This window comes from Pseudoxanthomonas sp. 68-E7 (assembly GCF_057773145.1).
In genome coordinates, this window is sequence record NZ_JBYMTI010000008.1 from 1 (window position 1) to 22,300 (window position 22,300).

Here is a 22,300-nt window from a genome sequence, read left to right on the forward strand (position 1 = left end):
CCGATGGCGAGCTGGTTGGCCTGGCGGGCGGAGTCGGCGTTCTGGCGGACGGTGGAGGTGAGCTCTTCCATGGAGGCGGCGGTTTCCTCCAGGTTGGCGGCCTGCTGTTCGGTGCGGCGGGACAGGTCGGCGTTGCCGGAGGCGATTTCCCCGGCGGCGGTGTTGATGGCGGTGGAGGCGTCCTGGATGCGGCTGACGATGTCGGTCAGCTGGGCCACGGTGGCGTTGGCGTCGTCGCGCATGCGGGCGAACACGCCGTGGAATTCTCCCTCCATCCGCACCGTCAGGTCGCCCTGAGACAGCGCCGACAGCACGTACTGCAGTTTCGACAGATTGCCCTGCAGCACCTCGAACAGATCGTTGATGCCATGCGCCAGCGCCTGCAGGAATCCCTGCTTGCCGGTCACGTCGATGCGCCCGCCCAGATCGCCCCGCGCCGCCGCGCGCACGAGCGCGGTGATCTCCTGTTCGACCATGTGTTCCATCGCCAGGCTCTTCCATTCCAGCGTGGTGCCGGTCCGTTCGCCGTCCAGATGGATGGGACTCGCCACCAGCAGATAGTGATCGGCACCGAGCGCGATCGGCTGTTCGAAGCCCGCGTCCTCGTCATCCATCCGCCGCGCGACGGGTTCCAGCGCGTCATCCAGTTCATCCAGACGGCGCCCTTCCGGCGCGGTGATGCCCTGTCGTGCCAGCGCATCGGACAGACCGTGGTTGGCGAAGGCCACCGAGCCATCGGCCGCCAGCACCATCAGGCCGGTATGCGCATGATCCATCGCCTGGCGGATGCGCGCGTTCCCGTGCGCGGCCGCGCGCTCCCCGGCGATGCGTTCACGCAGGCGACCCTGCATGTGCGACAGCGACGCCATCAGGCTGCCGATTTCATCGTGCGGATTGTCAATCCGCACTTCATCGTCCAGGCGGTCGTCCGCAATCGCGCCTGCGACGTCGGCCGCGTCACGCAATGGCCGGCCCACGGCCTGCAGCACCGCCCACAGCACGCCGCCGAGCACCAGCGCCACCACCGCCACGGTGACGGCGAAGAACGCCGCCATCCCGATGCGCTGCGCACGCTGCCCGCGCGCGGCCTGCGCCAATCCGCTTTCCCGGGCGCGTGCCAGATCCGCCAGCGCGGGCGCGATGGCGGCGGCGGTGTCCTCCAGCGAGGCGACTTCCACGTCCAGTCCCACCCGGGCGGCGGTATAGGCCAGCAGCGCGCCCTGGTAGGTATCCACCTTTTCGCGCAGGTCGTCGCGCACCGCCTCGTCCAGCGACGTCGACGAAAGCGCCAGCTCGAACGGCAGCTTTTCCTCGCTGACCCGATCCGACTGCGCCGCGTCGCCGGTGCGCAGGAACTCGCTCTCGTGACGGCGCATGCGCTGCAGGGATGCTTCGATTTCCGGCGTCGAAGCGGCCTGTGCCGCGTCCTCCAATGCCCGTCCGGCCACGTGCAGGCGGACGGACAGGCTGGCGTCGCCCTGCCCCATCTCGTCCACGCGCGCGTTCAACGCATCGATGCCGTCGGCGAATTCACCGATGCGTGCGGCAACCGTGTCCAATCGCGCACGGTCGCCGGCGCCGGCGGGATGCCGCCGCAGCTGCGCGAGATCCTGGCGTAGCCGCTGTTGCGCCGATTTCAGCGCATCGCGATCGGCCGTTTCCAGTCGAATCGCGTAAACCGTCTGCAGGCGCCGGGTCTGTTCGACCTGCCGCTCCCATCCGGCCAGCAGCGCACCATAGCCCTGCTGCTGCTGGAAAAGTCCGGCGGCGCGCGCCTGTCCCGCGCTGGCCTGCCAGTACGACAAAGCGATCAACACCAGTCCCGTGCCGGCCACCCAGGCGCACAGGCGCAGCTTGCCGGCGATGGTCATCCGCGCCAGCCGATGGACGAGCATGGCACGGACCAGGCGGAACGAGGGGCGCTTCCAGGCGGAAGGCAGTCGGAACAACGTCGGCATGGGGGACTCCGAGCAAAATTTTGCATCGGTATCGGCCGGCTTCCGGGAGTCTTTAGCGCCAGTTTCCAGTCGCCTTGCCGAGGCCGTGGCGAAGTCCGCGCGCTGCATGCCGTTGTAGCCGGTACGTGCGACACCGTGATGACGGATGCCTGGAACGCCAGTCCCGCATGGCTTGGCGAGATGACGGATCACCATCAGCGCCGTCGCGGAACTGTCATGCGAACCCGCTAGGTTCGCGGCCCCATGTGCCTCTCCGATTCCGCCGTCGCCTCCGATCCCCTGCTGGAAGCGGTCCTGCGCGGCCGTGAATTGCTGGCGGCATTCCAGCCGGTGGTCCGGCTGGAGGACAACCGGGTGGTCGCGCACGAGGGCCTGATGCGCATCGCCGGTCGCGCCTGCTCGCCGCTGGAGCTGCTGGACCGCGCGCGTGGCGCCGGGCGGCTGGGCGAGGTGGAGACCGTGGCCGCCGGCATCCTGGCGCGCAGTTTCGACTTCGATCGTGGCGGCCGGCTGCTGGTCAATCTCAGCGCGCCCGCCATCCTGCAGGGTGAACTGCGTCCGCAACAGGTGATCGAGAGCCTGCTGTCGGCGGGCCGCGATCTGGGCCGGTTCGTCATCGAGATCACCGAGCGCGACATCGTCGAGGATGTCGGCCGGCTGGCCGACGCGTTGGGCTATCTGCGCGCGGCCGGCATCCGCATCGCCCTGGACGACTTCGGCAACGGCCATTCCAACTTCGAGCTGTGGCACGAACTGTCACCGGAGTACGTCAAGCTCGACCGCTACCTGATCCATCACATCGCCGACAGCCCGGGCCGGCTGAGCATCGTCCGCGCGCTGGTGCAGGTGGCCGACAGCCTGGGCGCGGAACTGGTCGCCGAGGGCGTGGAGCGCCTGCAGGATCTGGCGATCGTCAAGGATCTCGGCATTCCCTACGCGCAGGGTTACCTGCTGGGCCGGCCGGCCAGCGAGGTCGCGCTGGCGGTGCCGGCGGAAGTGCGCGAGGCGCGCTTCGAGAAGCTGCCGGTCTGGCCGCGCGCGCGCCGGGCCTCGGATTTCCGGGGCGTCACCGCCGCGCACCTGCTGATCGAAGCGCCCTCGCTGACCGACGAAGCCAGCAACTTCGACGCCGAACACCTGTTCCGCAGCCACCCGGACCTGCCCTCGCTGCCGGTGGTGGATCGCGACGGCCTGCCGCTGGGATTGATCAACCGGCGCGTCTTCAACGAACGCATGGCGGTGCCGTTCGCGCGCGAACTCAACGGGCGCAAGACCTGCGCGCTGCTGATGCATGCCGCGCCGATCGTCTGCGACGTGGGCCAGAGCATCGACGCGATGTCGGAGATCCTGCTCGGCGAGGACCAGCGCTACCTGTCGGATGGTTTCATCATCACCCGCGACGGTCGCTACCTGGGCGTGGGCACCGGCGAGGCGCTGGTGCGGCGGGTGACGGAACTGCGCATCGAGGCGGCGCGCTACGCCAATCCGCTGACCCTGCTGCCCGGCAACATCCCCATCTCCGAACACATCGGCCGCCTGCTCGAAGCCGGTCGTCCGTTCGTCGCCGCCTACTGCGACCTCAACAGCTTCAAGCCCTACAACGATCAGTACGGCTACTTCCGCGGCGACCGCATGATCCGGCTGGTCGCCACCACCCTGCTCAAGCACGTGCAGTCGAGCATGGATTTCGTCGGCCATGTCGGTGGCGACGACTTCGTGGTGCTGCTGCAGAGCGAGGACTGGGAACGCCGTTGCCGCGACATCATCGCCGACTTCAACGCCGCCTCGCGGGCGCTGTTCGACGAACCGGACCTGGCGCGCGGGGTGCTGGAAAGCGAGGACCGCAGCGGCCGCTACACCACCTTCCCGCTGACCACCCTGACCATCGGCATCGTCCAGGTGGATCCGGCCCGCTACGAGAGCGCCGAGCAGGTCGCCTCGGACGCGGCGGCGGCCAAGCGCCACGCCAAGCGCCATGGAATCGGCCTGCATTCGGTGGCAAGCGGGGAACCGGTCACGGAATAGGCAGGTCGTCCGCGGCTGTCACACAATCAGAACGCGGCCTTCGTATAGTCCGCCGCATGGACACCTTGGCCGAAATCCGGACCGCTCTGGATACCGCCAGCGACCGGCTGGCGCGGGGTCTCGTACGCCAGCCGCCGCAGGAGTTCCTCGACGAGCTGTGGACGCACATCTATACCGGCGCCCCGGTGGATCTGCAGCCCTATGTCTGGTCGCGGCTGATGGAACTGGGCGCCGGATTGATGCCGGCGACCGGCCCGGGTGATCGCTTCCAGCCACCGGCCAGTCATTACCGGCTATAAGCGACGGGTCAGGCCGGCATGGCCACCGGGGGCATGCCGGGACAGTAGCTCCGCAGATAATCCATATGCGCCGGCAACTGGCGCACCGTGGCATCCACGCCTTCCTTGATCTCGCGCATGAAGCGGGCCAGTTCGGGCTCGCCCATCACCCCTGCCAGCGGGTGGTGCCGGCTTGGCGTGATGCCTTGCCCGGTCATGACCTGTATCCACGAATTCTCGGCGAACAATTCGGTCGGCACGTGGTAGACGTTGCCGGTCTCGCGGAAGAGATCGATTCGCCGTTGCAGCGAGGGCGGCAGTTCCATGGTGCCGACGGTCCGCCAGTAGGCGGTGTCGCGCCGCTGCGTGGCGTGGTAGTGCAGGACCACGAAATCCCGTACGTGTTGCAGCTCCGCGTCAAGTCGCGCGTTGTAGTCTTCAATCGCTTCCCGCGTGATGACGTGCGGGAAGGCGTGCAGCAGCCGGATGATGCCGCGCTGGATGAGATGGATGGTGGTCGACTCGAGCGGTTCGATGAAGCTCCCGGCCAGCCCCAGCGCCACGCAATTGCGGCTCCAGCACCGGTGCCGCTGGCCAGGCCGGAACCGCACCGGCCAAGGTTGCTTGATGATTTCGCCCTCCAGGCTGGACAGGAATTCTTCGCGGGCCTCCTCGTCGCTGGTGAACCGGCTGGAATAGACGATGCCGTTGCCGACGCGATGCTGCAGTGGAATCCGCCATTGCCAGCCGGCGCGGCCGGCGATGGCGCGGGTGTATGGCACCGCGTCGCGCACCGCGGTGGTCTGGGTCGCCAGGGCGCTGTCATTGAGCAGCCAGTGCGACCAATCGGTGAAGCCCACATTGAGGGTCTTTCCAATGAGCAGCGCGCGGAACCCGGTGCAATCCAGGAACAGGTCGCCCTCGATCATGGCGCCGTCTTCCAGGCGCAGCGCGGTGATGAAGCCATCGGCTTCATCGGTCATGACCTCGGTGATTTTGCCTTCGACCCGGCGCACGCCATAGCCTTCGCTGAACCTGCGCAGGAACCGGGCATACAGGCTGGCGTCCAGGTGATAGGCGTAGTTCATCTGGTAGCGCGGCAGGTGCGCGAACCGCCCTTCCTGCGCCGCGCGCAGCTCGATGCAGTAGTCGTCGTAGCTTCCGGCCAGGCCCAGGGCGTGGGCCCGCATCCAGAAATGATGGAAATTCGCCATCCAATGATCGCGTCCGGTCACCCCGAACGAGTGTATGTAGCGGTGACCTGCGTCCCGCCAGCCTTCGAACGAAATGCCAAGCTTGATCGTCCCCTGGGTCGCAGCCATGAACTCCTGCTCGTTGATCTCCAGCAGGCGATGGAAGGTCACCAGCGTGGGAATCGTTGCCTCGCCGACACCGACGGTGCCGATGTCCTCGGACTCCACGAGGGTGATGTCCAGGACCTTGCCCAGCATGCGTGACAGCGCCGCGGCCGCCATCCAGCCGGCCGTGCCGCCTCCGGCGATGACGACGCGCCTGACGGTCTTTTCCGGGATGCCGGCGGTTTGGAGCATGGGATATGTCCTCAGCGGTTGAGTCGTTTCAACAACCGGGCGCGGAGGTCGCGCGCCCGCTCCTCGTCCATCGGCCCCAGCACGCGTCGCGCCCGCTCCGGAATGTGCGCGGCGGTGGCGTCGCCGGGCCGGAAGACGTAGTGATCGAACACCTCGCGCCAGATCGCACGCTGTCCCGGTGGCAGGTCGCGTACCGTCATCAGCGCCAGCATCAGGGCATTCATCGGCGTGTCCATCCACGCCGGCGATTGCCGCCACCAGTAATTGACCAGCACGTTGAACGGTTCCAGCCCTTCCATGTGGTGCCACCACATGCTGGGAATCAGCACCGCGTCCCCGGGGGCCAGCTCGGCGGCGCGCGCATGCCGCCAGGCTTCGGCAAACCGCGGATGGCGCTCCAGGTCAGGCGCGGCGAAATCCACCAGGCTGATCGGTTGTCCCGCCGGGGTGAAATCGAGCGGCCCTACGTACAGGTTCGCCAGCTGCTCCGGGGGAAACAGGGTGACCCGCCGCCTGCCCGCGACGACGCAGGCCAGGTTGTCGGGAACATCCTGGTGCGCCGCGATGCGGGTCTGGTTGCCGATCCATATGCTCGCCAGCGGATCGCGGTCGCCCAGGGACAGGTCATTGTGCTGGCGGAACCCGGGCAGCCAGGTGTCCAGGGTCGTGGATGCCAGGTAGATCGCGGGGGGCGCGGGGTCGTCCAGGTATTTTCGCAACGTATCCAGGGCCACGCGCAGGGGCACGTGCTCCTGGCGGAAATTGAAACCCTGGAGATGCTCGTCGTAGAAGAACCGTCCGCTTATCCCGGGTGGTCCCACGGTCGCCACCACGGGCGGCCCGTCCGGGCGTTCGAATTCCTTCAGGTAGGCAATCGCCTCCCGTGGCGATCGGCGCGCTGCCTGCACCATCGGCCAGTGGCCCACCGCGTCCCGCAGGATCAAGGGACGCGGCGATCGCAGCAGGTCTTCCCGGCGGGCCTGCAGTTCGCCGGCATCCGCTTCCTCGATGGGCTCAGGTGCGGGCAACATGGCGGCGGTTAAATCGGGCGATGAGATCGCGGAGGTTGGACAGCGACGCCGTCGCCATGTAAATGGCTTCCAGGTAGCCGGCCGCGTGCAGCCGGCCCAGTGCCTGCGCATCCAGCGCCTTCAGTCGCTCCTCGTGGATCACGTGGAAGCCCGCCATCCGACACGGCGAACCATCGTCCAGGGTGATGTCCAACACGAACGATTCCAGAAGGCCATGCCCCTGCAACGCCGCCGAAAAATCCCCGTTCGCCGCCAGCCCCTCATGCAGCGCCAGCAATACCGAGTTGATGCGTTCGAGGTAATCGGTCGTGCCGCCATGTTCACGGAATACGGCTTCCCCGTCCCCGTGCCTCGCGCGCGGATGGTCCAGGTCGACATGGATCAGCAGTTCCCCGCCGACCGCCCCGATCAGGAACGGTTGCCGCTGGATCGCCAGCGGAAGATACGGCGCCTGCCAGTCGCCGGCCTCGAGGAACAGGTTCTCGCCGGCCTGGAATCCAAACAGCGCCACCGGCTGGAAGCCACCGTCCTGGAGGCGCTGGAACACGATCGGGTAGTGCGCCTGCAGCGCGCGGAACTCCGCCGGAAAGGTCGGCGCCAGCATGACCGCGTCGCCCAGCTCCGCGCCATGCCGCGTGTCTATGCGCAGGTCGCGGTGATCGATGTTGTTGAGCAGGACATGTCGGGTCATCGCTGAACAGTACCGGCCGGGTCCGTGCATGATAGGCCGGGAGCGCGTCGCTGCGCTCCCGGCAGCTGGCACGGCCGGCCCTCAGAACTTGTAGCGGACGCCGAACATGTAGCGCGGCCCGTTCTGGGTCACCCACAGCGCCTGGTTCTCGTGGCGCCCATGGACACGCTGGGTCTCGTCGGTCAGGTTGATGCCCTCCAGGCTCAGGATCAGGTGATCGTTGACCTGGTAGCTGACATTGGCATCCAACTGGCCATAAGGCTCGGTGTAATTGGGGTTGGGCCCCTGTCCGTCGAAACGCCCGGACAGGAACTTGTCACGCCAGTTGTAGGCCAGCCTTACCTGCCACTTGTCCTTGTCGTAGAAGCCGACCACGTTGAACGAATCGCTCAGCCCTTCGAGCGCGAACTGTTCACCGAGGTTGTAGTTGTCGTAGGCAAGGCTGGAATTGACGATGGTGTAATTGGCGGCAAGCCCGAAACCCGTGTCCTCGATCATGTGCTGGAAATTGAACTCCCAGCCATCCAGCGAGGCCGACTGCTGGTTCGCGGGCACGGTGATGTCGAAGCTGGCGACCGGGTCTCCGGGCTGGCCCACGATGGTGCCGGTCTCCTCCCCGTTGGTGTTGGTGCCGGTATGGGTGACGCCGGGATCGCCCGCATGGTTGCGGAAGATGTAGTTGCGGATGCACACCATGTCCGTGGCCGGGCAGCCTCCCGCGGTGATGGCATTGTTCCAATAAGCGCCGCCGACCGGCGTGTGCAGGCCGAAGGAGGTATCCGCGATCTGCGTGGTGCCGATGTAGTTGTCGATGTTCTTGCGGAAGTAGCCCACCGAGACGAAGCTGGCCTCGTCGTAGTACCACTCGAAGGAAACATCGAAGTTGTCGGACACCAGCGGTTTCAGGCCGGGATTGCCCTGGGCGCCATCGCCGCCGTCGACACGCACGATATTCGCAATCGTCTTGCCACCCTGGATCTGCTCCCAGCCCGGGCGGCCGATGGTGCGGCCATAGCTGGCACGCAGGACCATGTCGTCGGTGAGATCCGCGCTGAAGTCCAGGTTGGGCAGCCAGTACGCGTAGTCGCCCTCGAGCCGGGTGAAGCCGGCTTCGCCATAATTGACCACCATCTCGTTCGCCGACAGCCAGGTGATGCTCTGGCCGATCGGGACGAGTGCGGTCGAGGTCACGTCCGTCTTCTCGTAGCGCACGCCGACCGCCGCATGGATGGGCACCTTCCAGTCCCAGGTGGTGGTCCATTGCAGGAACGCGCTCCTGGACTTCTCGGTCGTCCGCATGTCGCGGGTGAACTCGTCGGGTGCCACATAGCAGGTGGGACACGCCGGATTGGCGTCGTTGCCGACCTGCGCGGCACGCTGGCGCAGCCGCTCGAAATCGAATACCAGGAAGCGGCTGCTCCAGCGCGGGTCGCCATGGTTGTCGAAACTGCTGAAGTAGCGCGACATGTCGTCGGCGTACCAGATATCGTCGTCGTAGTCCGCCGGTGACCCGACACCTCCCCAGGTGTCGCGCTGCATGTAGCCGTAGGCCGTGCGGTTCTGCACCTCGGTCGAAGCCACGCCGAAGTCGAGACCGGAATAGTCGCCGAACTTGAAACGCCCCTTGACCTGGCCCTGCTCCACTTCCGACTTGGTATAGCTGTTGTGGAACACCGAGCCGGTCACCACCGCGCGCGATGGCTCCACGCCCCCATTGGGAAATTCCATGTGCACGATCGGAAGTGGCCGGCTGTAATCCACCGTGGTGGTGCCGCGCACGAACGCCGCGGCCGCGAGCACGCCGGCCGATCCATAGGGACTGTCCGGCAGGGTCTCGGCGGTGGAATCGTGGTAGTCGAACTCCAGGTTCAGCGAATCGTTGACTTCCCATTCCACGTTGAAGCCCAGCGACTTGTTCTCGCTCTTGGTCGCGAACTGCGCGCCGCCCATCGCCACGTCCGCCGTACCCGAGGTGAATTCCGAATAGGAGATCGGCGCCGACACGGGGCCATCGGTCCAGCTGCTTTGGCCCGGCTGGTAGTTGAACCATACCGAGAGCTCGCTGCGTTGCTGCTGGATCTTGTTCTCGGAGTAGGTGTAGTCCAGCGTGGTGGTCACCCGATCCGTGGGCGCCCATTGCAGGACGAGCTGTCCATTGGTGCGCTGGCGCTGGACGCCGTTGACGCTGTAGCCGGTGTTCTGCGGCCGGGAATAGACATCACCGGATCCCGGGCGGTTGGTGATGAGTTCGGAATTGGGCTCGCCCGGCTGCGGCAGGCGGTTCCAGCTGGTGGTGTCGTCGCCGCGGAACTTGGCCCAGCCGTTGGCGACCGAAGCCTGGCTGAAGCCGAAGTCGCGCTCTTGGTAGCTGGCCGAAATCGCCACGCCGAACCGGCCGTCGGCGAACGTGTTGCTGAAAATGCCGGAAATCTCGGGCGTGACGGATTCGCCCTTGAAGGTGCGCGGCAGGTTGTCGACCGTCGTGTCGTTGACCGCCTTGAGGCCCACGCTGGCGACCAGCCCCGGATTGTCCAGCGGGCGCGCGGTCCTGATGTTGATGGTGGCGCCGATGCCGCCGCTGGGCGTGCTGGCGCGGGCGGTCTTGAAGACCTCGATGGCGCTGACCGCCTCGGAGGCGAGGTTGGCGAAATCAAACGCACGCGAGTTGGAGACGCCTGCGCCTCCCGACCCCAGCAGCGCCCCCGGCATCTGCCGGCCATTGAGCAGCACCAGGTTGAAGTCCGGTCCCACGCCGCGAACGGTGACCTTGGAGCCTTCACCAAGCGATCGGTCGATGGATACGCCGCTGATGCGTTGGAGCGATTCGGCGAGGTTCGTATCCGGGAACTTGCCGATGTCCTCGGACACGATGCCATCGACGATGCCCTGTCCATCGCGCTTCAGGTTCATCGAGGAAATGAAGCTGCCGCGGATGCCGGTGACGGTCACGGTATCCAGTGTTGCGGGATCGGCCTGCGGCGGCGCAGCCTGCGCGTCGTCGGCATTCTGCGTGGTCTCCTGTGACCAGGCCTGACCGGCGAGGGCCAGCATCAAGGCAGACGTCAGGAGCTTCTTCTTCGGAACGAACTGCACCTGCTTCATGGATCTTCCTCCCCGGAAATTCACGAACCGCATGACGCGCGTTTGCTCAATCGATAGTTGTCACCACTGCATGGCGCCGAATTGGACGCTCGATTGACAGCGTTGTCAACTTTTCAGGCATCCCATCCTTTTTTGGCGAAAAACCCCTTTTTTTTGGCCTTCCGGCACATGGTGCATTGCAGCTGAAACCGTTTTCGCGCGAGCCTCCCCGAAAAATTTCTTGCTCGTGAGATGGCCTTCGGATGCGATGCACGGTTGTGCATCAATCCGGGATCCCAAACACGCCTGCCTGTTTTTTTCGACATGACCGGACGAGAAGTCCACGAATGTCCACTACCTGTCCCATCGTTGTCCTGTTCCACCGGATGAGGTGCGGGCGCCCGCATCAACGACCCGGTCGACCCGTCGATTCGCGGAACAGCACTTCGTGGGCAACGCGGACCATGGTCCCGGTGCCAGACATGCGGATTCGCTTCAGCAGTTCGAGGGTCGCGAGGCGCCCCATCTCGGCGGCCGGCTGGCGTACCGTCGTCAAGGCAGGATGGATGTGCCGTGCGATGGGAGAGTCGTCGAAACCACAAATCGACACGTCCGCGGGAACGCGCAATCCACGCTCGGACGCGACGCGCACGCAGCCCGCCGCCATGTCGTCATTGGCGCAGAAGATCGCGGTGGGCGGCTCGGCGAGGTCGAGCAGGTGACGTGCGGCGAGCATGCCGGACTCGAAGGAAAACGCCCCCTGTACCACCAGTGCGGGATCCTCGGCGAGGCCGGCCTCGCGCATTGCCTGTCGGTACCCGCGAAAGCGCCATTGGCATGCGCCGTGCGTGGGCGCGCCCTTGATATGGGCGATCCGTCGATGGCCCAGCGCAATCAGGCCTTCCATCAGTTCGACCACCGCCGCGGTCTCCTCCATCGTCACGCCGATCCGGCCTTCTCCCTGCCGGGGTGCGATGCAGGCGAATGGCACCCCGGACTCCTGCAGGAATTCGAGCACGACGGCATCGTCGGTCAACGGCGGAATCAGGACAGCGCCATCCGGCGCGAAATGCTCGAAGGCCGCGTCCAGATCCGCCATCCTGCGCGGACGTGATGCGCCCAACGGCACCAGCACCAGGTTGTAATGGTTGGCACGACAGGCATCGAGCATGCCGCCCTGTACTTCCATCAGGTAGTTGAGCGAGGGGTTGTTGTAGATCAGCGCTACCGTGTAGGAGCGCTGTCCAGCCAGACTGCGCGCGGACAGGTTGGGCCGATACTGCAGTTCGTCCACCACCTGCAGTACGCGCCGGCGCGTTTCCTCGCGCACGTTCGGCTCATGGTTGAGTACGCGCGATACGGTCTTCATCGACACACCGGCCGCGGCGGCGACATCCTCGATTCGACTACGCATGGTTCCTGCGATCCCTTGGCGATGTTGCTCCCACCTCCCGCGGGGTATCGCATGGGCCTGTTCGGCCGGCCTGGGCGGATGGAGCGGTGGCAAGGTGTAACAAGCCCTTGACAGCGCTGTCAACGACGAATGTGCCAGGTTCTCCGGAGCGTTCGCACCGCGCGTCGTCGTGGCACGCGGGTGCGCGGCGCATCCTGCGACCGAAAAGGTTTCGCGTAAGCGCCGAGGCTGATGTGGACGGGACGATGGACGGGTTACCCGTCATGCCGGCATTTCGGCGCCGTCGGAAGCCGGGCGCGCGCCCGCCGAACACTGCCGTACGCGTCAACGCGGTACTTCCACTCCATCGACCCTGAAAGGGAAGTTTGCATACGCGGCGTGCCCTGCGCCATCGCGGACTTCCACGAACAAGCGGTAGTTGCCGACGCCCACGGGTGCCTGGAAGCGCAGGCCTCCCGGGATCACTTCGCGGGTCTCCATCCGCACCTGCGGCGGCACCTGCTCGGCGTCGCCGCCCACGGTCGTGGCCGTGCTCTCCTCGAGCAGTTGCCAACGGAATGACAGCGGGTCGCCCTCCGGATCGACGCTTTCCACCCGTGCCACCGCGGCCTGTCCGGGCCGCAAGATCACGCTCTCCTCCGCCCGTTTCCCCTCCAGCAGGATCGGGGTGGTCCAAGGCGCGCGATTGGCCGGCCAGCGGCCGGTCCAGAGGTACTGCATCGCATCCACGCCGGGCGTGCTCTGGCCGCTACGCAGGAACAAGCCGTACCAGGTGGGCGTGCGTTCCTGCTTGTCACCCCACAGGAACACATAGGACCCCAAGCCCTGGCGCGTGTCACTGGCAATATGTCGCTGGTAACGCTCCAGCAGCCAGCCCGCCTTCGTGGATGCATCCGCTTCGATGGGCGCGTTCCAGGTGGTCCCCGGACTCTCCCAGTGCCCGGTCGGTCCCCACTCGGTCACGATATAGGGTCCGGTCCACCGGCCCTGCGCCAACTTGTCCTGCAAACCCACGATGTCGCCATACAACTGGATCCCGATGAGATCCAGGGCGGGTGCGCGCGTCCTTAGCTGCGTGGCCAATGCCGAATCGAATCCGGCCAGCGTGGTCATGACCGGATGGCGGGGATCTTCCTCGTGGATCATCACCGCGATGTCGTTCACCGCGTTCCAGACGCGAGGATTGCGGGATTCCAGGTTCAATTCGTTTCCCACCACCCACATCAGCACCGCCGGATGGTGGCGGTAGAGCCGCACTTCCTGACGGATACGCTCCAGCTGTTCCCGGACCGACACCGCATCGTCATAGTCGAAGCCGTGGCGTTCACGCGCCACCTCGATGCCCATCGCCACCCTCAATCCGTTGCGACGGGCGCGGTCAAGCATGGCAAGCACCCGGTCCCGGTCGATGCCGGTACTCCAGGTACGAAACGAATTCCCGCCCCGGGCGGCAAGTTCTTCCTGGTTTCCGTCCACCAGGCCGGCTCCGCGGACGACGAAAGGCTGGTCATCGACGAGAAGCCGATAGCCCTCCGGCCCTTCGTGGATGCGGACCTGCGACGGCCCTTCCGTGGCGCCGGACCATGCCAGCGCCGCGAGCGGCGCCAGCCCACACCACAGCATGAGGCTTCTCATCGGCTTGATACCAGGATCGCGCGGCGATGTCCGCAGGGCATCCCGATGATAACTTGCTCGCGGCTCACCGCCCGCTTCGTTCGTTTGTCAGGCGAACGGTTGATCGATCGCCGGCGACGGCGGGGTGAACCACTGTGCACCCGCTTCGGTCACGTGGAAATGATCCTCCAGCCGGATCCCGAAGCGTCCGGGCACCACGATCATCGGCTCGTTGCTGCAGCACATGCCCGGTTGCAGCACGGTCGCGTTGCCGCGCACCAGGTACGGCGCCTCGTGCACCGCCAGGCCGCAGCCGTGCCCGGTCCGGTGCGGCAATCCCGGCAGGCGATAGCCCGGGCCCAGTCCGGCGGCCTCCAGCACCCGGCGTGCCGCCAGATCCACCGCTTCGCAGGCGACCCCTGGCCGCACCGCCGCGAACGCGGCTGCCTGCGCGGCCTGCTCCAGATCCCAGATGCGGCGCTGTTCGTCATCGGCGCGGCCATGGATCCAGGTGCGGGTGATGTCGGAGTTGTAGCCCTGCACGCTGCAACCGGTGTCGATCAGGACCAGATCCCCTTCCCTCAATGACTGCACGCCGGGCACGCCATGCGGAAACGCGGTGGCGTGGCCGAACTGGACGATGCAGAACGTCGAACCGCCATCGGCGCCGAGCGCGCGATGCGCCTCGTCGATGAAGCGGACCAGCTCGGCGGTGGTGGTGCCTTCGCGGGCGATGCCGGCGGCCAGGCGATGAACCTGCAGGGTCATGTCGCACGCCTGCTGCATCAGCGCCAGTTCCGCCGGCGACTTGTGCATCCGGCAACCGTCGATCAGCGGCGTGGCGTCGCTGATCATCCGCGCTTCCAGGTGATCGCACAGGCCGTGATGAATCGCGAAGGCGGCCAGCGGATCCAGCGCCAGGGTGCGCGCGCCCCGGCTCTTCATCGCCTGTGCCACGTGCGCATGGGGGTCCTCGTCCTCCTCCCACAGGCGCGCTTCCACCGGAATCTTCAGCACCGCTTCCAGCGATCCGGCCTCGAACGCCGGGCAGATGATCACCGGCAGGCCCCGCGCGGTGACGAGCAGGGCGACCAGGCGTTCGCTGGCGCCCCAAGGCACGCCACAGAAATAGCGCAACGACGCGCCCGCGTTGACCAGCAGCGCATCCACGCCGCGCGCGCGCATCAGCGCCTGCGCGCGTTCGATGCGCTGCTGGTATTCCTCCGCCTGGATCGCCGGCGCGTGCGTGGACCACGGGCGCAGCGATGCCTCGGCATCCGCGCGGGCGAGATGGCCAATCTGCGCGCTCATGCGCCCGCTCCCACGTCCGCGTCGGTCCAGCGGCCATCGATCTGGCGCGCAATCCCGCCCGGATTGCGATCGCGCAGCAATGCCGGCAGGCGTGCGTCCGGCACGTGGTCGTAACTGTGCAGGGCCGCGAAACGGCGGATGGCGGCGGGCATGCCGACCGCGGTGAAGCCGGGATGGCTGGCGCTGGGCCAGGGCCCGCCATGGTTCATCGCCGCGCTCACCGCCACGCCGGTCGGCATGCGGTTGCCGATCAGGCGGCCCACCCGCGCGCGCAGCAGCGGCGCCAGCCGATCGTAGAGCGCGTCGTCACGGCCATCATCGGCCGCGTAAACGGTGCCGGTCAGTTGCCCTTCCAGCACTCGCACGATGGCTTCCATCTGGGCCGGATCGCGTGCCCGCACCAGCAGGGTGACCGGACCGAATGCCTCCTGTTGCAACGCTGGCGCATTGGCGAGGAATCGGTCCCCGTCCACGGTCAGCAGCGCCGGACGGCAACGGAAACCGCCGCCGCTGCCGTCGCCACCGCCCGCCAGCACCATGGCGCCGGCCGCGATCAACGCGTCCACCGCGCTGCGCAGATGTTGGAGTCCGCCGCGCGACAGCAGCAAGGCCTCGGGCGCACCGGCGAATCCGCGCCGCGCGGCGTCGGCGAAGGCATCGCCCTGCACGCCTTCGGGCAGCAGCACCAGGCCCGGATTGGTGCAGAACTGCCCGGCGCCGAGCGTGCAGGAAGCCAGCAGTTCCTGCGCCAGCGCCCCGGCGCGATCCGCCAGCGCTCCCGGCAGCATCAACACCGGATTGACGCTGGACAGCTCGCCGTAAAACAGCACGCCGGCCGCGTCCGCCGCGGCCTTCAGCGCCTGGCCGGCGACGCGGCTGCCGGTGAAGGCGACCGCGCCGATGCGCGGATCCCCGGCGGCGCGCAGGCCCAGCGGCGCCGGCAACTGATACAGCAGCTGCACGCTGGCGGCCGGAAGCCCGGACGCCAGCAGCGCCGCGTGCGCCAGGCGCGCGAGTTCGCGGCTGGTGCCCGGATGACCCGGATGCGCCTTGGCGATCACCGCTGTGCGCGCAACCAGCGCCGAGGCGAAATCGCTGCCGGCGATGGCGTTGAACGCGAACGGGAAGTTGGCCGGGCCGAGCACCAGCGCCGGCTTGCCCAGCGGCGCCAGCCACGAGCGCAGGCCGTTGCCGGTATCGATGGTCGGCAGGGTCCAACCGTGGCTGCGCGCGGCCTGGGCGGCCAGCCGCAGCTGGCCACAGGTGCGCGGAATCTCCGCGCCGAGGAAACGCGGCGACACCGGCAGGCCGGTCTCGCGCTGCGCCAGTTCCGCCAGCGCCTCGCGGTTCGCCTCGATGGCATCGGCGTAACCTTCAAGGAAACCGGCGATGCGCGCCGGATCCGCTGCGGCCAGTTCCTCCGTCACCGCCGTGGCCGCGGCGATGGCGGTTTCCAGATCCCGCTCGCCGCTGATCGGAAACGCATCACCGAACGCTTCGCCGCGATCCGGATCGTCGGCGCGGAACGTGCCGGCCGCATCCAGGCTCTGGCGCCACTCTCCGGCCAGCAGGACCGGTGCCGCCGCGCCGGTCATGACAGGCGCGGCGGGCGGGCCGCGGCGTCGCGGATCACCTGCAGCGCCGCCTCGCGCTCGGTGCCCTCCACCAGCAGGCGCGGCGCGCGCACGTGCTCGCTGCCCATGCCGACCTGCGCCTGCACCAGCTTGATCAACTGCACGAACTTCGGAACCGTATCCAGCCGCAGCAACGGCAGGAACCATTCGTAGAGTTCGCGCGCGGCGGCATAGCCGCCGTCGCGGGCGAGTTCGAACAAGCGCACGGACTCGCGCGGATAAGCGTTCACCAGGCCGGCGATCCAGCCTTCGGCGCCCATGCCCAGGCCTTCCACGATCGCATCGTCCATGCCCACCAGCAGCACCAGCCGATCGCCGGTCAGTTCCTTGATCGCGGCGAAGCGGCGCACGTCGCCGGAGGATTCCTTGACCGCGTGCACGTGCGGGTAGTCGCGCGCCAGCTCCGCGATCTGCGCCGGGGTGATGTCGGTGCGGTAGGCGATCGGGTTGTTGTAGATGATGGCGGGCAGATCGACCGCTTCCAGCACCGCGCGTGCGTGCGCGGCGGCTTCGTGCCAGTCGCTGGTGTAGACATACACCGGCAGCACCATCATGCCGCCGGCGCCGGCGTCCTTTGCCGCGCGCGCCAGGCGCACCGCCTCGGCGGTGGAGAGCGCGGCGATGCCCGGCACGATCGGGGCGCGATCGCCCACCGCCGCGACCAGGGTGCGGATGATCGCGATCTTCTCGTCGAAGGACAGGGTGGCGGCTTCACCGAGCGAGCCCAGCGGCACCAGCGCGGTGCAGCCGGCATCGACCAGTTGCCGCGCATGGTCGGCCAGGAAGGCGTGATCGACGCTGCCGTCTTCCTTGAAAGGCGTGGTGATGGCGGGCAGGACGCCGCGCAGGAACTGGCTTGGATTCATCGGTATGCACCTGGTGGGTTGGGATCGGTTGAGCGGGAAACACCGGCCAGCGTGTCGAGCCAGGCCGGGAACAGGGGGGGCCGTCGCGGACTGTCCGCGACGGCGGACAGGCCGAGTTCGGCCATGGCGGTGCCGCAGACGCGGCCCTGGCAGGCGCCCATGCCGCAGCGCGTCGCCAGCTTGGCGTCGCGCGCATCGGAGAGGCCTTCCAGTTGCGCGAGGGTGACGTCCTCGCATCGGCAGATCAGGGTGTCGGCGGGTAGCGCGGGCCAGGTCTGCGGCACGGGCTCGAAGCACGCCTGCAGCCACGCCGCGAATGCGCGCGCGTGCCGCCGTTGCCGCAGCAGGGTGGCGGGAACCGCATTTTCGCCGGCGGCGGCGACGTGGCCGGCGATCGCGCCTTCGGCCAGCGCGCAGTCGCGCCCGCCGATGCCGCAGGCCTCGCCGGCGGCGTGGACGCCCGGCACGCTGGTGCGTTGCCAGCCATCCACGCGCACGCGCGGATGCCGCGCCGGCGTTTCCAGCGCGCAGCCCAGCAGGCGCGCAAGCTCGACATCCGGCACCAGTCCCTGGCCGACCGCCACCCCGTCGCAGGCAACACGCCGGCGCGAAGTTCCCTGGCGGAACTCGACTTCCTCGACACGTCCGTCGCCGTATGCGGCCAGCACCTCGCTGTCATGCCGATACGCGACGCGCGCCAGTTGCAGGCGCAGCGCCAATGCCTGCGCGGCCTTGCCCGGCCAGCGCGGCAGGCCATATGCGAACCGTCGCAGGCGTTCGCCGGGCGTGCGTTCGCAGATGCCGAGCACCCGCGCGCCATGACGCTGCAGCGTGGCCGCGGCGGCCAGCAGCAGCGGACCACGACCGGCCACCAGCCAGCGCTGGCCGGCGCACGGCAGGCCCTGTTTCGCCAGAGCCTGCGCGCCGCCCGCGCCGGTCACGCCCGGCAGTGTCCAGCCGGGAAACGGCAGCAGCAGTTCGCGCGCGCCGGTGGCCAGGATCAAGCTGCGATGACGCAGCCGCAGCGGACCGGAAGCATCCTCGGCCAGCAGTTCGCCGTCCTCGGCCATCACGATGCGGGTGCCCGGAAGCCAGTCGACACCGGCCTCGATCAACATACGCAGGCGCGATGCCGCCGGTGTCGGCGCCTGCCCGACCGCGTGCCGCCATATCTGCCCGCCCGCGCTGGCCTGCGCATCCACCAGTCCCACCCGCACGCCATGGCTGCGCGCCGCGTGCGCCGCCGCCAATCCTGCCGGTCCGGCGCCGATCACCAGCACATCGTGTTCGCGCACGCGCTCAGTCATCGGTGGCCACCCGCATGCCCTCGCGCGCGGGCGTCATGCACGCGCGCTGCTGGCCCAGTTCGTCGATGCGTACGCGGCATTCGAAGCATACGCCCATGCCGCACAGCGGCGCGCGCGGCTGTCCGGTCACCGAACGCCGGAACACGGTGATGCCCGCCTGCGCGATCGCGGCGGCGACGCTGCTGCCGGCCGGCACCTCCACGGCGCGTCCATTGACCTCCAGCCGGACCGTCACGCTCACGACAATCTCCTGGCGGGCGAATACGGCGCGGGGTCGATGGCGGGCTCGCGGCCCAGGAACAGATCCATCAGCAGGCGCGCGCTGCCCAACGCGGTGGTGATGCCCAGTCCCTCGTGCCCGGCCGCCACCCAGCGATCCCGCGTGTCCGGCACCGCGCCCAGGTACGGGCGCCCGTCCGGCGTGGCCGGGCGGAATCCGGTCCATACCCGGATCGCGCTCAGCGAGCCCAGTGCCGGCAGGTAATCGAGGGTGCGCGCCAGCATGCGCCGGAGCAGGGGGCCGGACACCTCGCCATCGATCGCGCCTTCTTCGCGCGACGATCCGATCAGCAGTTGCCCGGTGGGCCGCGGCTGCACGTTGAAGGCGACGCTTCTGGAGGCATTGCCGTGGGCGGAATCCGCATAGCCCAGTTCCAGCAACTGGTGATGCACCAGCCCGGGATGGCGATCGGTGATGACCAGTTGGCCCTTGCGCGGACGCACCGGCAGGCCGGGCAGCAGCGCCGGCAATGCGCAGCCGGTCGCCAGCAGGACCGGCCCGCGCAGGCGGGTGCCGTCATCGAGCAGCGCGCCGCCGTCCTGCAGCGCGTCGACCCGGCGGCCGGCGAACAGCCGCAGGCCGCGCGAGCACGCGCGCTCGACCAGGCAGCGCGCCGCGCGCGGCGGATAGACCACGGCCTCGCGCGTCACCCGCATTCCGCCCGCCAATCCGGGCACCAGCTGCGGTTCCAGCTCGCGCAGCTGTTTCGCGTCCAGGGACTCGGCCTGGATGCCGGCGGCGGCCAGGCGCACGATCTTCGGCGGCACCCGCGCCATCTCGGCGTCGTCGCGCGCCACCCAGATCGTGCCGCAGCGACTGAACTCGGCGGCGCGCGGATCCGGAAACTGTTCCCACAGCGCCAGCGAATACGCCGCCAGCGCGAGTTCCGCCGGATCCTCGTCCAGCGCGACCAGGTGCCCCATCGCGGCGGCCGTCGCGCCACCGCCCATCGGTCCCGGTTCCACCAGCGCGACCTTCAGGCCTTCGGCGCAGGCCACATCGGCGCAGGCCACCCCCACCATGCCGCCGCCGACGACGATCAGATCGAACGTGTTCGGAGCGAACATGTTCAGACCAGGCGTGCTCGGACCGGGCGTGCCAAGACCGGACGTGTTCACCGCGCCGCTTCACCCGTGGCGCCGATGCCCCAGGCAAACGGATCCGCATCGTCGATGCACAGTTGCGCCTTCGCGGTGATGTGCGCCTGCCCGGTGATGCGCGGCAGGATGCCGCGCGTTCCGTGCAGGTAACGGCCTTCGAAGCATGTGCCCAGGATGCCCTGCTGGATCCAGGTCTCGCCCTCGGCGAGTTTGCCGTCCGCGGCCAGGCACGCCATCTTGGCGCTGGTGCCGGTGCCGCAGGGCGAGCGATCGTAGGCCAGCCCCGGGCACAGCACGAAGTTGGCCAGCACGCCGCTGCCGTCGGCGGCCGGCGCGTTGACCTCGATGTGATCGATGTCGGCGCCGTCGGCACCGGTAATTCCGGCGGCGCGCAGCGCGTTGCCGATCGCCTCGGTATAGGCGGTCAGCTCGCGCTGGTGGCGCAGCAGCAGCGGCACCGGCGTCCATGCGGTGATGAAGAACCAGTTGCCGCCCCAGGCGATGTCGCCGGTCACGCGGCCATGCCCGGGCACATCCACCGCCACCCCCGCTTCGAGCCGGTAGCTCTCCACATTGTCCACCGACACGCGGCCATCGCCATGCAGTTCGACGCCGACCGTGCCCACCGGGGTCTGCAACCGATGCTGGCCCGGCCCCAGCCGTCCCATCGCGTGCAGGGTTCGCACCAGACCGATGGTGCCGTGCCCGCACATGCCCAGGTAGCCGACGTTGTTGAAGAAGATCACGCCCGCCGCCGCATCCGGTTCGGTCGGCGGCAACAGCAGCGCGCCCACCACGGTGTCCGATCCGCGCGGCTCGCAGACAATGGCGCTGCGCCAATGATCGAAATCGCGGCGGAACCGTTGCAGCTGCGCGGCGGGATCGCCGCCACCCAGATCCGGGAAACCGGCGATGACCACGCGGGTGGGTTCGCCGGCGGTATGGGAGTCGATGACGTCGAGTGTGTGCATCCCGCCATGCTTTCATCCGGCCGCCGGGGCGGATAGCCGGCAATGTCCCGGGGCGATGCGGAATTCGGCATGATGCGCGCGCCTGTCCACGGTGCGGCGCAGCATTCCCCGCATGCCGTAAGTCATTGGCGCATGCGCGCGAATCACTGCTATGGTGCTTCGCGAAGAGGGGGCACGGCGGGCCGCGCGATTCAGGCCCGCGGCACGCGGCGCGGGCGGGCCATCGCGGCGGATGACGAATGCCGCAGCATGGCGACGAACGCGCGGCCATCGGCACGCGATGCAGGGTGCACGCTTTCCCTGGAAGCCCGCGCATCGCGATTGCGCGTGGTGGTTCCGCATCACCCCGTCCCACGGAGTCCACGTCCCATGCCAGTCGACATCGATATTCCGTCACAGGAGTTGCAGGTGCTCTACGACGCCCTGCCGGATGTGGTGTTCTTCATCAAGGACACCCAGGGGCGGTATACCCACTGCAACCTCACCCTGATGCGCCGGCTCGGCCGCAAGCAGCGCGGCGACGTGCTGGGCAAGACCACGGTGGAAGTGTTCCCGCAGCGGTTCGGCGACAGCTACCAGCAGCAGGATCTGCGGGTGCTGCGCGGCGAAACCATCGAGAACCAGTTGGAAGTCCACCTGTTTCCCAACCGCATGCCAGGCTGGGCGCTGACCTTCAAGCGGCCGGTGGTGCAGCGGGGCGAAATCATCGGCGTCATCGGCATCTCGCGCGATCTCGGCCAACCGGACAACCGCCACTCGACCTTCCCGCGACTGATGAAGGTGGTGGAATACATGCAGGCACACCACGGCGAGAACGTCCGCGTCACCGCGCTGGCGGAACTGGCCGGCCTGTCGGTCGCCCAGCTGGAGCGGCATTTCCGCCGGGTCTTCCAGCTCACCCCGCAGCAGTTGCTGACCAAGCTGCGGATCGAGACCGCGATGCGCCTGCTGCAGGACGACGACAGCATCGCCAGCATCGGCCAGGCCTGCGGCTTCGCCGACCAGAGCGCCTTCACCCGCCAGTTCAAGGCCACGGTGGGCATGACCCCCCGCGACTATCGCGCGCTGGGCCGCTCCCCGCGCAACGAACGCACGCGCACCGTCGCTCTCGCCTGAATGCGCGGGCGCCGCGTCGTTGTGCGAATTTCCGCACGGCGCGCGGGCATGGATGCCTAGAACCACCCGCGAT

17 protein-coding genes are annotated in these 22,300 nt (G+C 68.0%); 3 read left to right on the forward strand and 14 right to left on the reverse strand.

The genetic code is table 11. The features are described 5' to 3' along the window. The coding region (locus AC3DE2_RS17870) for a methyl-accepting chemotaxis protein (protein WP_488427249.1) at positions 1-1,958 on the reverse strand (1,958 nt) is incomplete at its 3' end. A gap of 243 nt (positions 1,959-2,201) precedes the next feature. On the opposite strand from AC3DE2_RS17870, the gene AC3DE2_RS17875 reads away from it, so the two are divergent. Both AC3DE2_RS17875 and AC3DE2_RS17880 read left to right on the forward strand, forming a co-directional pair. Then, positions 2,202-3,983 carry an EAL domain-containing protein gene (locus AC3DE2_RS17875; protein ID WP_488427250.1) on the forward strand — a complete coding sequence of 594 codons (1,782 nt, stop codon included), beginning with the start codon at positions 2,202-2,204 and terminating at the stop codon, positions 3,981-3,983. 56 nt (positions 3,984-4,039) lie between these two features. Further along, positions 4,040-4,282, forward strand: coding sequence for a hypothetical protein (locus AC3DE2_RS17880; RefSeq protein WP_488427251.1), 243 nt, complete (start codon positions 4,040-4,042; stop codon positions 4,280-4,282). An 8-nt stretch (positions 4,283-4,290) separates the two neighbouring features. Here AC3DE2_RS17880 and AC3DE2_RS17885 read toward each other — a convergent pair whose 3' ends face one another. The 13 genes from AC3DE2_RS17885 to AC3DE2_RS17945 form a co-directional block, all read right to left on the reverse strand. Beyond that, positions 4,291-5,811 (reverse strand): tryptophan halogenase family protein, encoded by a 1,521-nt coding sequence (locus AC3DE2_RS17885; RefSeq protein WP_488427252.1) that lies wholly within the window; start codon positions 5,809-5,811, stop codon positions 4,291-4,293. An 11-nt stretch (positions 5,812-5,822) separates the two neighbouring features. Further along, positions 5,823-6,839 carry a cupin-like domain-containing protein gene (locus AC3DE2_RS17890; RefSeq protein WP_488427392.1) on the reverse strand — a complete coding sequence of 339 codons (1,017 nt, stop codon included), beginning with the start codon at positions 6,837-6,839 and terminating at the stop codon, positions 5,823-5,825. Then, on the reverse strand, positions 6,826-7,533 hold the full coding sequence (locus AC3DE2_RS17895) for a SapC family protein (RefSeq protein WP_488427253.1): 708 nt from the start codon (positions 7,531-7,533) through the stop codon (positions 6,826-6,828). Before AC3DE2_RS17895 ends, AC3DE2_RS17890 begins: the two co-directional genes overlap by 14 nt. 81 nt (positions 7,534-7,614) lie before the next feature. Next, on the reverse strand, positions 7,615-10,635 hold the full coding sequence (locus tag AC3DE2_RS17900) for a TonB-dependent receptor (RefSeq protein WP_488427254.1): 3,021 nt from the start codon (positions 10,633-10,635) through the stop codon (positions 7,615-7,617). Between the two features lie 385 nt (positions 10,636-11,020). Then, entirely contained in the window at positions 11,021-11,983 is a 963-nt protein-coding gene (locus AC3DE2_RS17905) for a LacI family DNA-binding transcriptional regulator (RefSeq protein ID WP_488427255.1), read from the reverse strand. A gap of 369 nt (positions 11,984-12,352) precedes the next feature. Further along, the gene (locus AC3DE2_RS17910; protein ID WP_488427256.1) at positions 12,353-13,663 is read right to left on the reverse strand and encodes a glycoside hydrolase family 2 TIM barrel-domain containing protein; all 1,311 of its coding nucleotides are present in this window, start codon (positions 13,661-13,663) and stop codon (positions 12,353-12,355) included. 87 nt (positions 13,664-13,750) lie between these two features. Further along, positions 13,751-14,953, reverse strand: coding sequence for a M24 family metallopeptidase (locus AC3DE2_RS17915; RefSeq protein ID WP_488427257.1), 1,203 nt, complete (start codon positions 14,951-14,953; stop codon positions 13,751-13,753). After that, a complete protein-coding gene (locus tag AC3DE2_RS17920) occupies positions 14,950-16,548 on the reverse strand; it encodes an aldehyde dehydrogenase family protein (protein ID WP_488427258.1) in 1,599 nt (532 codons plus the stop codon). The genes AC3DE2_RS17915 and AC3DE2_RS17920 overlap by 4 nt, the downstream gene beginning before the upstream one ends. After that, positions 16,545-17,453 carry a dihydrodipicolinate synthase family protein gene (locus AC3DE2_RS17925; protein ID WP_295375784.1) on the reverse strand — a complete coding sequence of 303 codons (909 nt, stop codon included), beginning with the start codon at positions 17,451-17,453 and terminating at the stop codon, positions 16,545-16,547. Before AC3DE2_RS17925 ends, AC3DE2_RS17920 begins: the two co-directional genes overlap by 4 nt. Continuing rightward, entirely contained in the window at positions 17,450-18,760 is a 1,311-nt protein-coding gene (locus AC3DE2_RS17930) for an FAD-dependent oxidoreductase (RefSeq protein ID WP_488427259.1), read from the reverse strand. Before AC3DE2_RS17930 ends, AC3DE2_RS17925 begins: the two co-directional genes overlap by 4 nt. Beyond that, positions 18,753-19,001 (reverse strand): (2Fe-2S)-binding protein, encoded by a 249-nt coding sequence (locus tag AC3DE2_RS17935; RefSeq protein ID WP_488427260.1) that lies wholly within the window; start codon positions 18,999-19,001, stop codon positions 18,753-18,755. The genes AC3DE2_RS17930 and AC3DE2_RS17935 overlap by 8 nt, the downstream gene beginning before the upstream one ends. Beyond that, positions 18,998-20,107, reverse strand: a complete 1,110-nt coding sequence (locus tag AC3DE2_RS17940) for an NAD(P)/FAD-dependent oxidoreductase (RefSeq protein ID WP_488427261.1) — start codon at positions 20,105-20,107, stop codon at positions 18,998-19,000. The genes AC3DE2_RS17935 and AC3DE2_RS17940 overlap by 4 nt, the downstream gene beginning before the upstream one ends. 47 nt (positions 20,108-20,154) lie before the next feature. Then, on the reverse strand, positions 20,155-21,111 hold the full coding sequence (locus AC3DE2_RS17945) for a proline racemase family protein (protein WP_488427262.1): 957 nt from the start codon (positions 21,109-21,111) through the stop codon (positions 20,155-20,157). A gap of 369 nt (positions 21,112-21,480) precedes the next feature. On the opposite strand from AC3DE2_RS17945, the gene AC3DE2_RS17950 reads away from it, so the two are divergent. Beyond that, the gene (locus AC3DE2_RS17950) at positions 21,481-22,227 is read left to right on the forward strand and encodes an AraC family transcriptional regulator (protein WP_295382592.1); all 747 of its coding nucleotides are present in this window, start codon (positions 21,481-21,483) and stop codon (positions 22,225-22,227) included. Positions 22,228-22,300 lie beyond the last annotated feature (73 nt).

Bases quoted from the DNA above. Each gene is read 5' to 3' on its own strand.
- AC3DE2_RS17875 (WP_488427250.1), top strand. From the start codon at position 2,202: ATGTGCCTCTCCGATTCCGCCGTCGCCTCCGATCCCCTGCTGGAAGCG.
- AC3DE2_RS17880 (WP_488427251.1), top strand. From the start codon at position 4,040: ATGGACACCTTGGCCGAAATCCGGACCGCTCTGGATACCGCCAGCGAC.
- AC3DE2_RS17885 (WP_488427252.1), bottom strand. From the start codon at position 5,811: ATGCTCCAAACCGCCGGCATCCCGGAAAAGACCGTCAGGCGCGTCGTC.
- AC3DE2_RS17895 (WP_488427253.1), bottom strand. From the start codon at position 7,533: ATGACCCGACATGTCCTGCTCAACAACATCGATCACCGCGACCTGCGC.
- AC3DE2_RS17900 (WP_488427254.1), bottom strand. From the start codon at position 10,635: ATGAAGCAGGTGCAGTTCGTTCCGAAGAAGAAGCTCCTGACGTCTGCC.
- AC3DE2_RS17905 (WP_488427255.1), bottom strand. From the start codon at position 11,983: ATGAAGACCGTATCGCGCGTACTCAACCATGAGCCGAACGTGCGCGAG.
- AC3DE2_RS17910 (WP_488427256.1), bottom strand. From the start codon at position 13,663: ATGAGAAGCCTCATGCTGTGGTGTGGGCTGGCGCCGCTCGCGGCGCTG.
- AC3DE2_RS17915 (WP_488427257.1), bottom strand. From the start codon at position 14,953: ATGAGCGCGCAGATTGGCCATCTCGCCCGCGCGGATGCCGAGGCATCG.
- AC3DE2_RS17920 (WP_488427258.1), bottom strand. From the start codon at position 16,548: ATGACCGGCGCGGCGGCACCGGTCCTGCTGGCCGGAGAGTGGCGCCAG.
- AC3DE2_RS17925 (WP_295375784.1), bottom strand. From the start codon at position 17,453: ATGAATCCAAGCCAGTTCCTGCGCGGCGTCCTGCCCGCCATCACCACG.
- AC3DE2_RS17930 (WP_488427259.1), bottom strand. From the start codon at position 18,760: ATGACTGAGCGCGTGCGCGAACACGATGTGCTGGTGATCGGCGCCGGA.
- AC3DE2_RS17940 (WP_488427261.1), bottom strand. From the start codon at position 20,107: ATGTTCGCTCCGAACACGTTCGATCTGATCGTCGTCGGCGGCGGCATG.
- AC3DE2_RS17945 (WP_488427262.1), bottom strand. From the start codon at position 21,111: ATGCACACACTCGACGTCATCGACTCCCATACCGCCGGCGAACCCACC.
- AC3DE2_RS17950 (WP_295382592.1), top strand. From the start codon at position 21,481: ATGCCAGTCGACATCGATATTCCGTCACAGGAGTTGCAGGTGCTCTAC.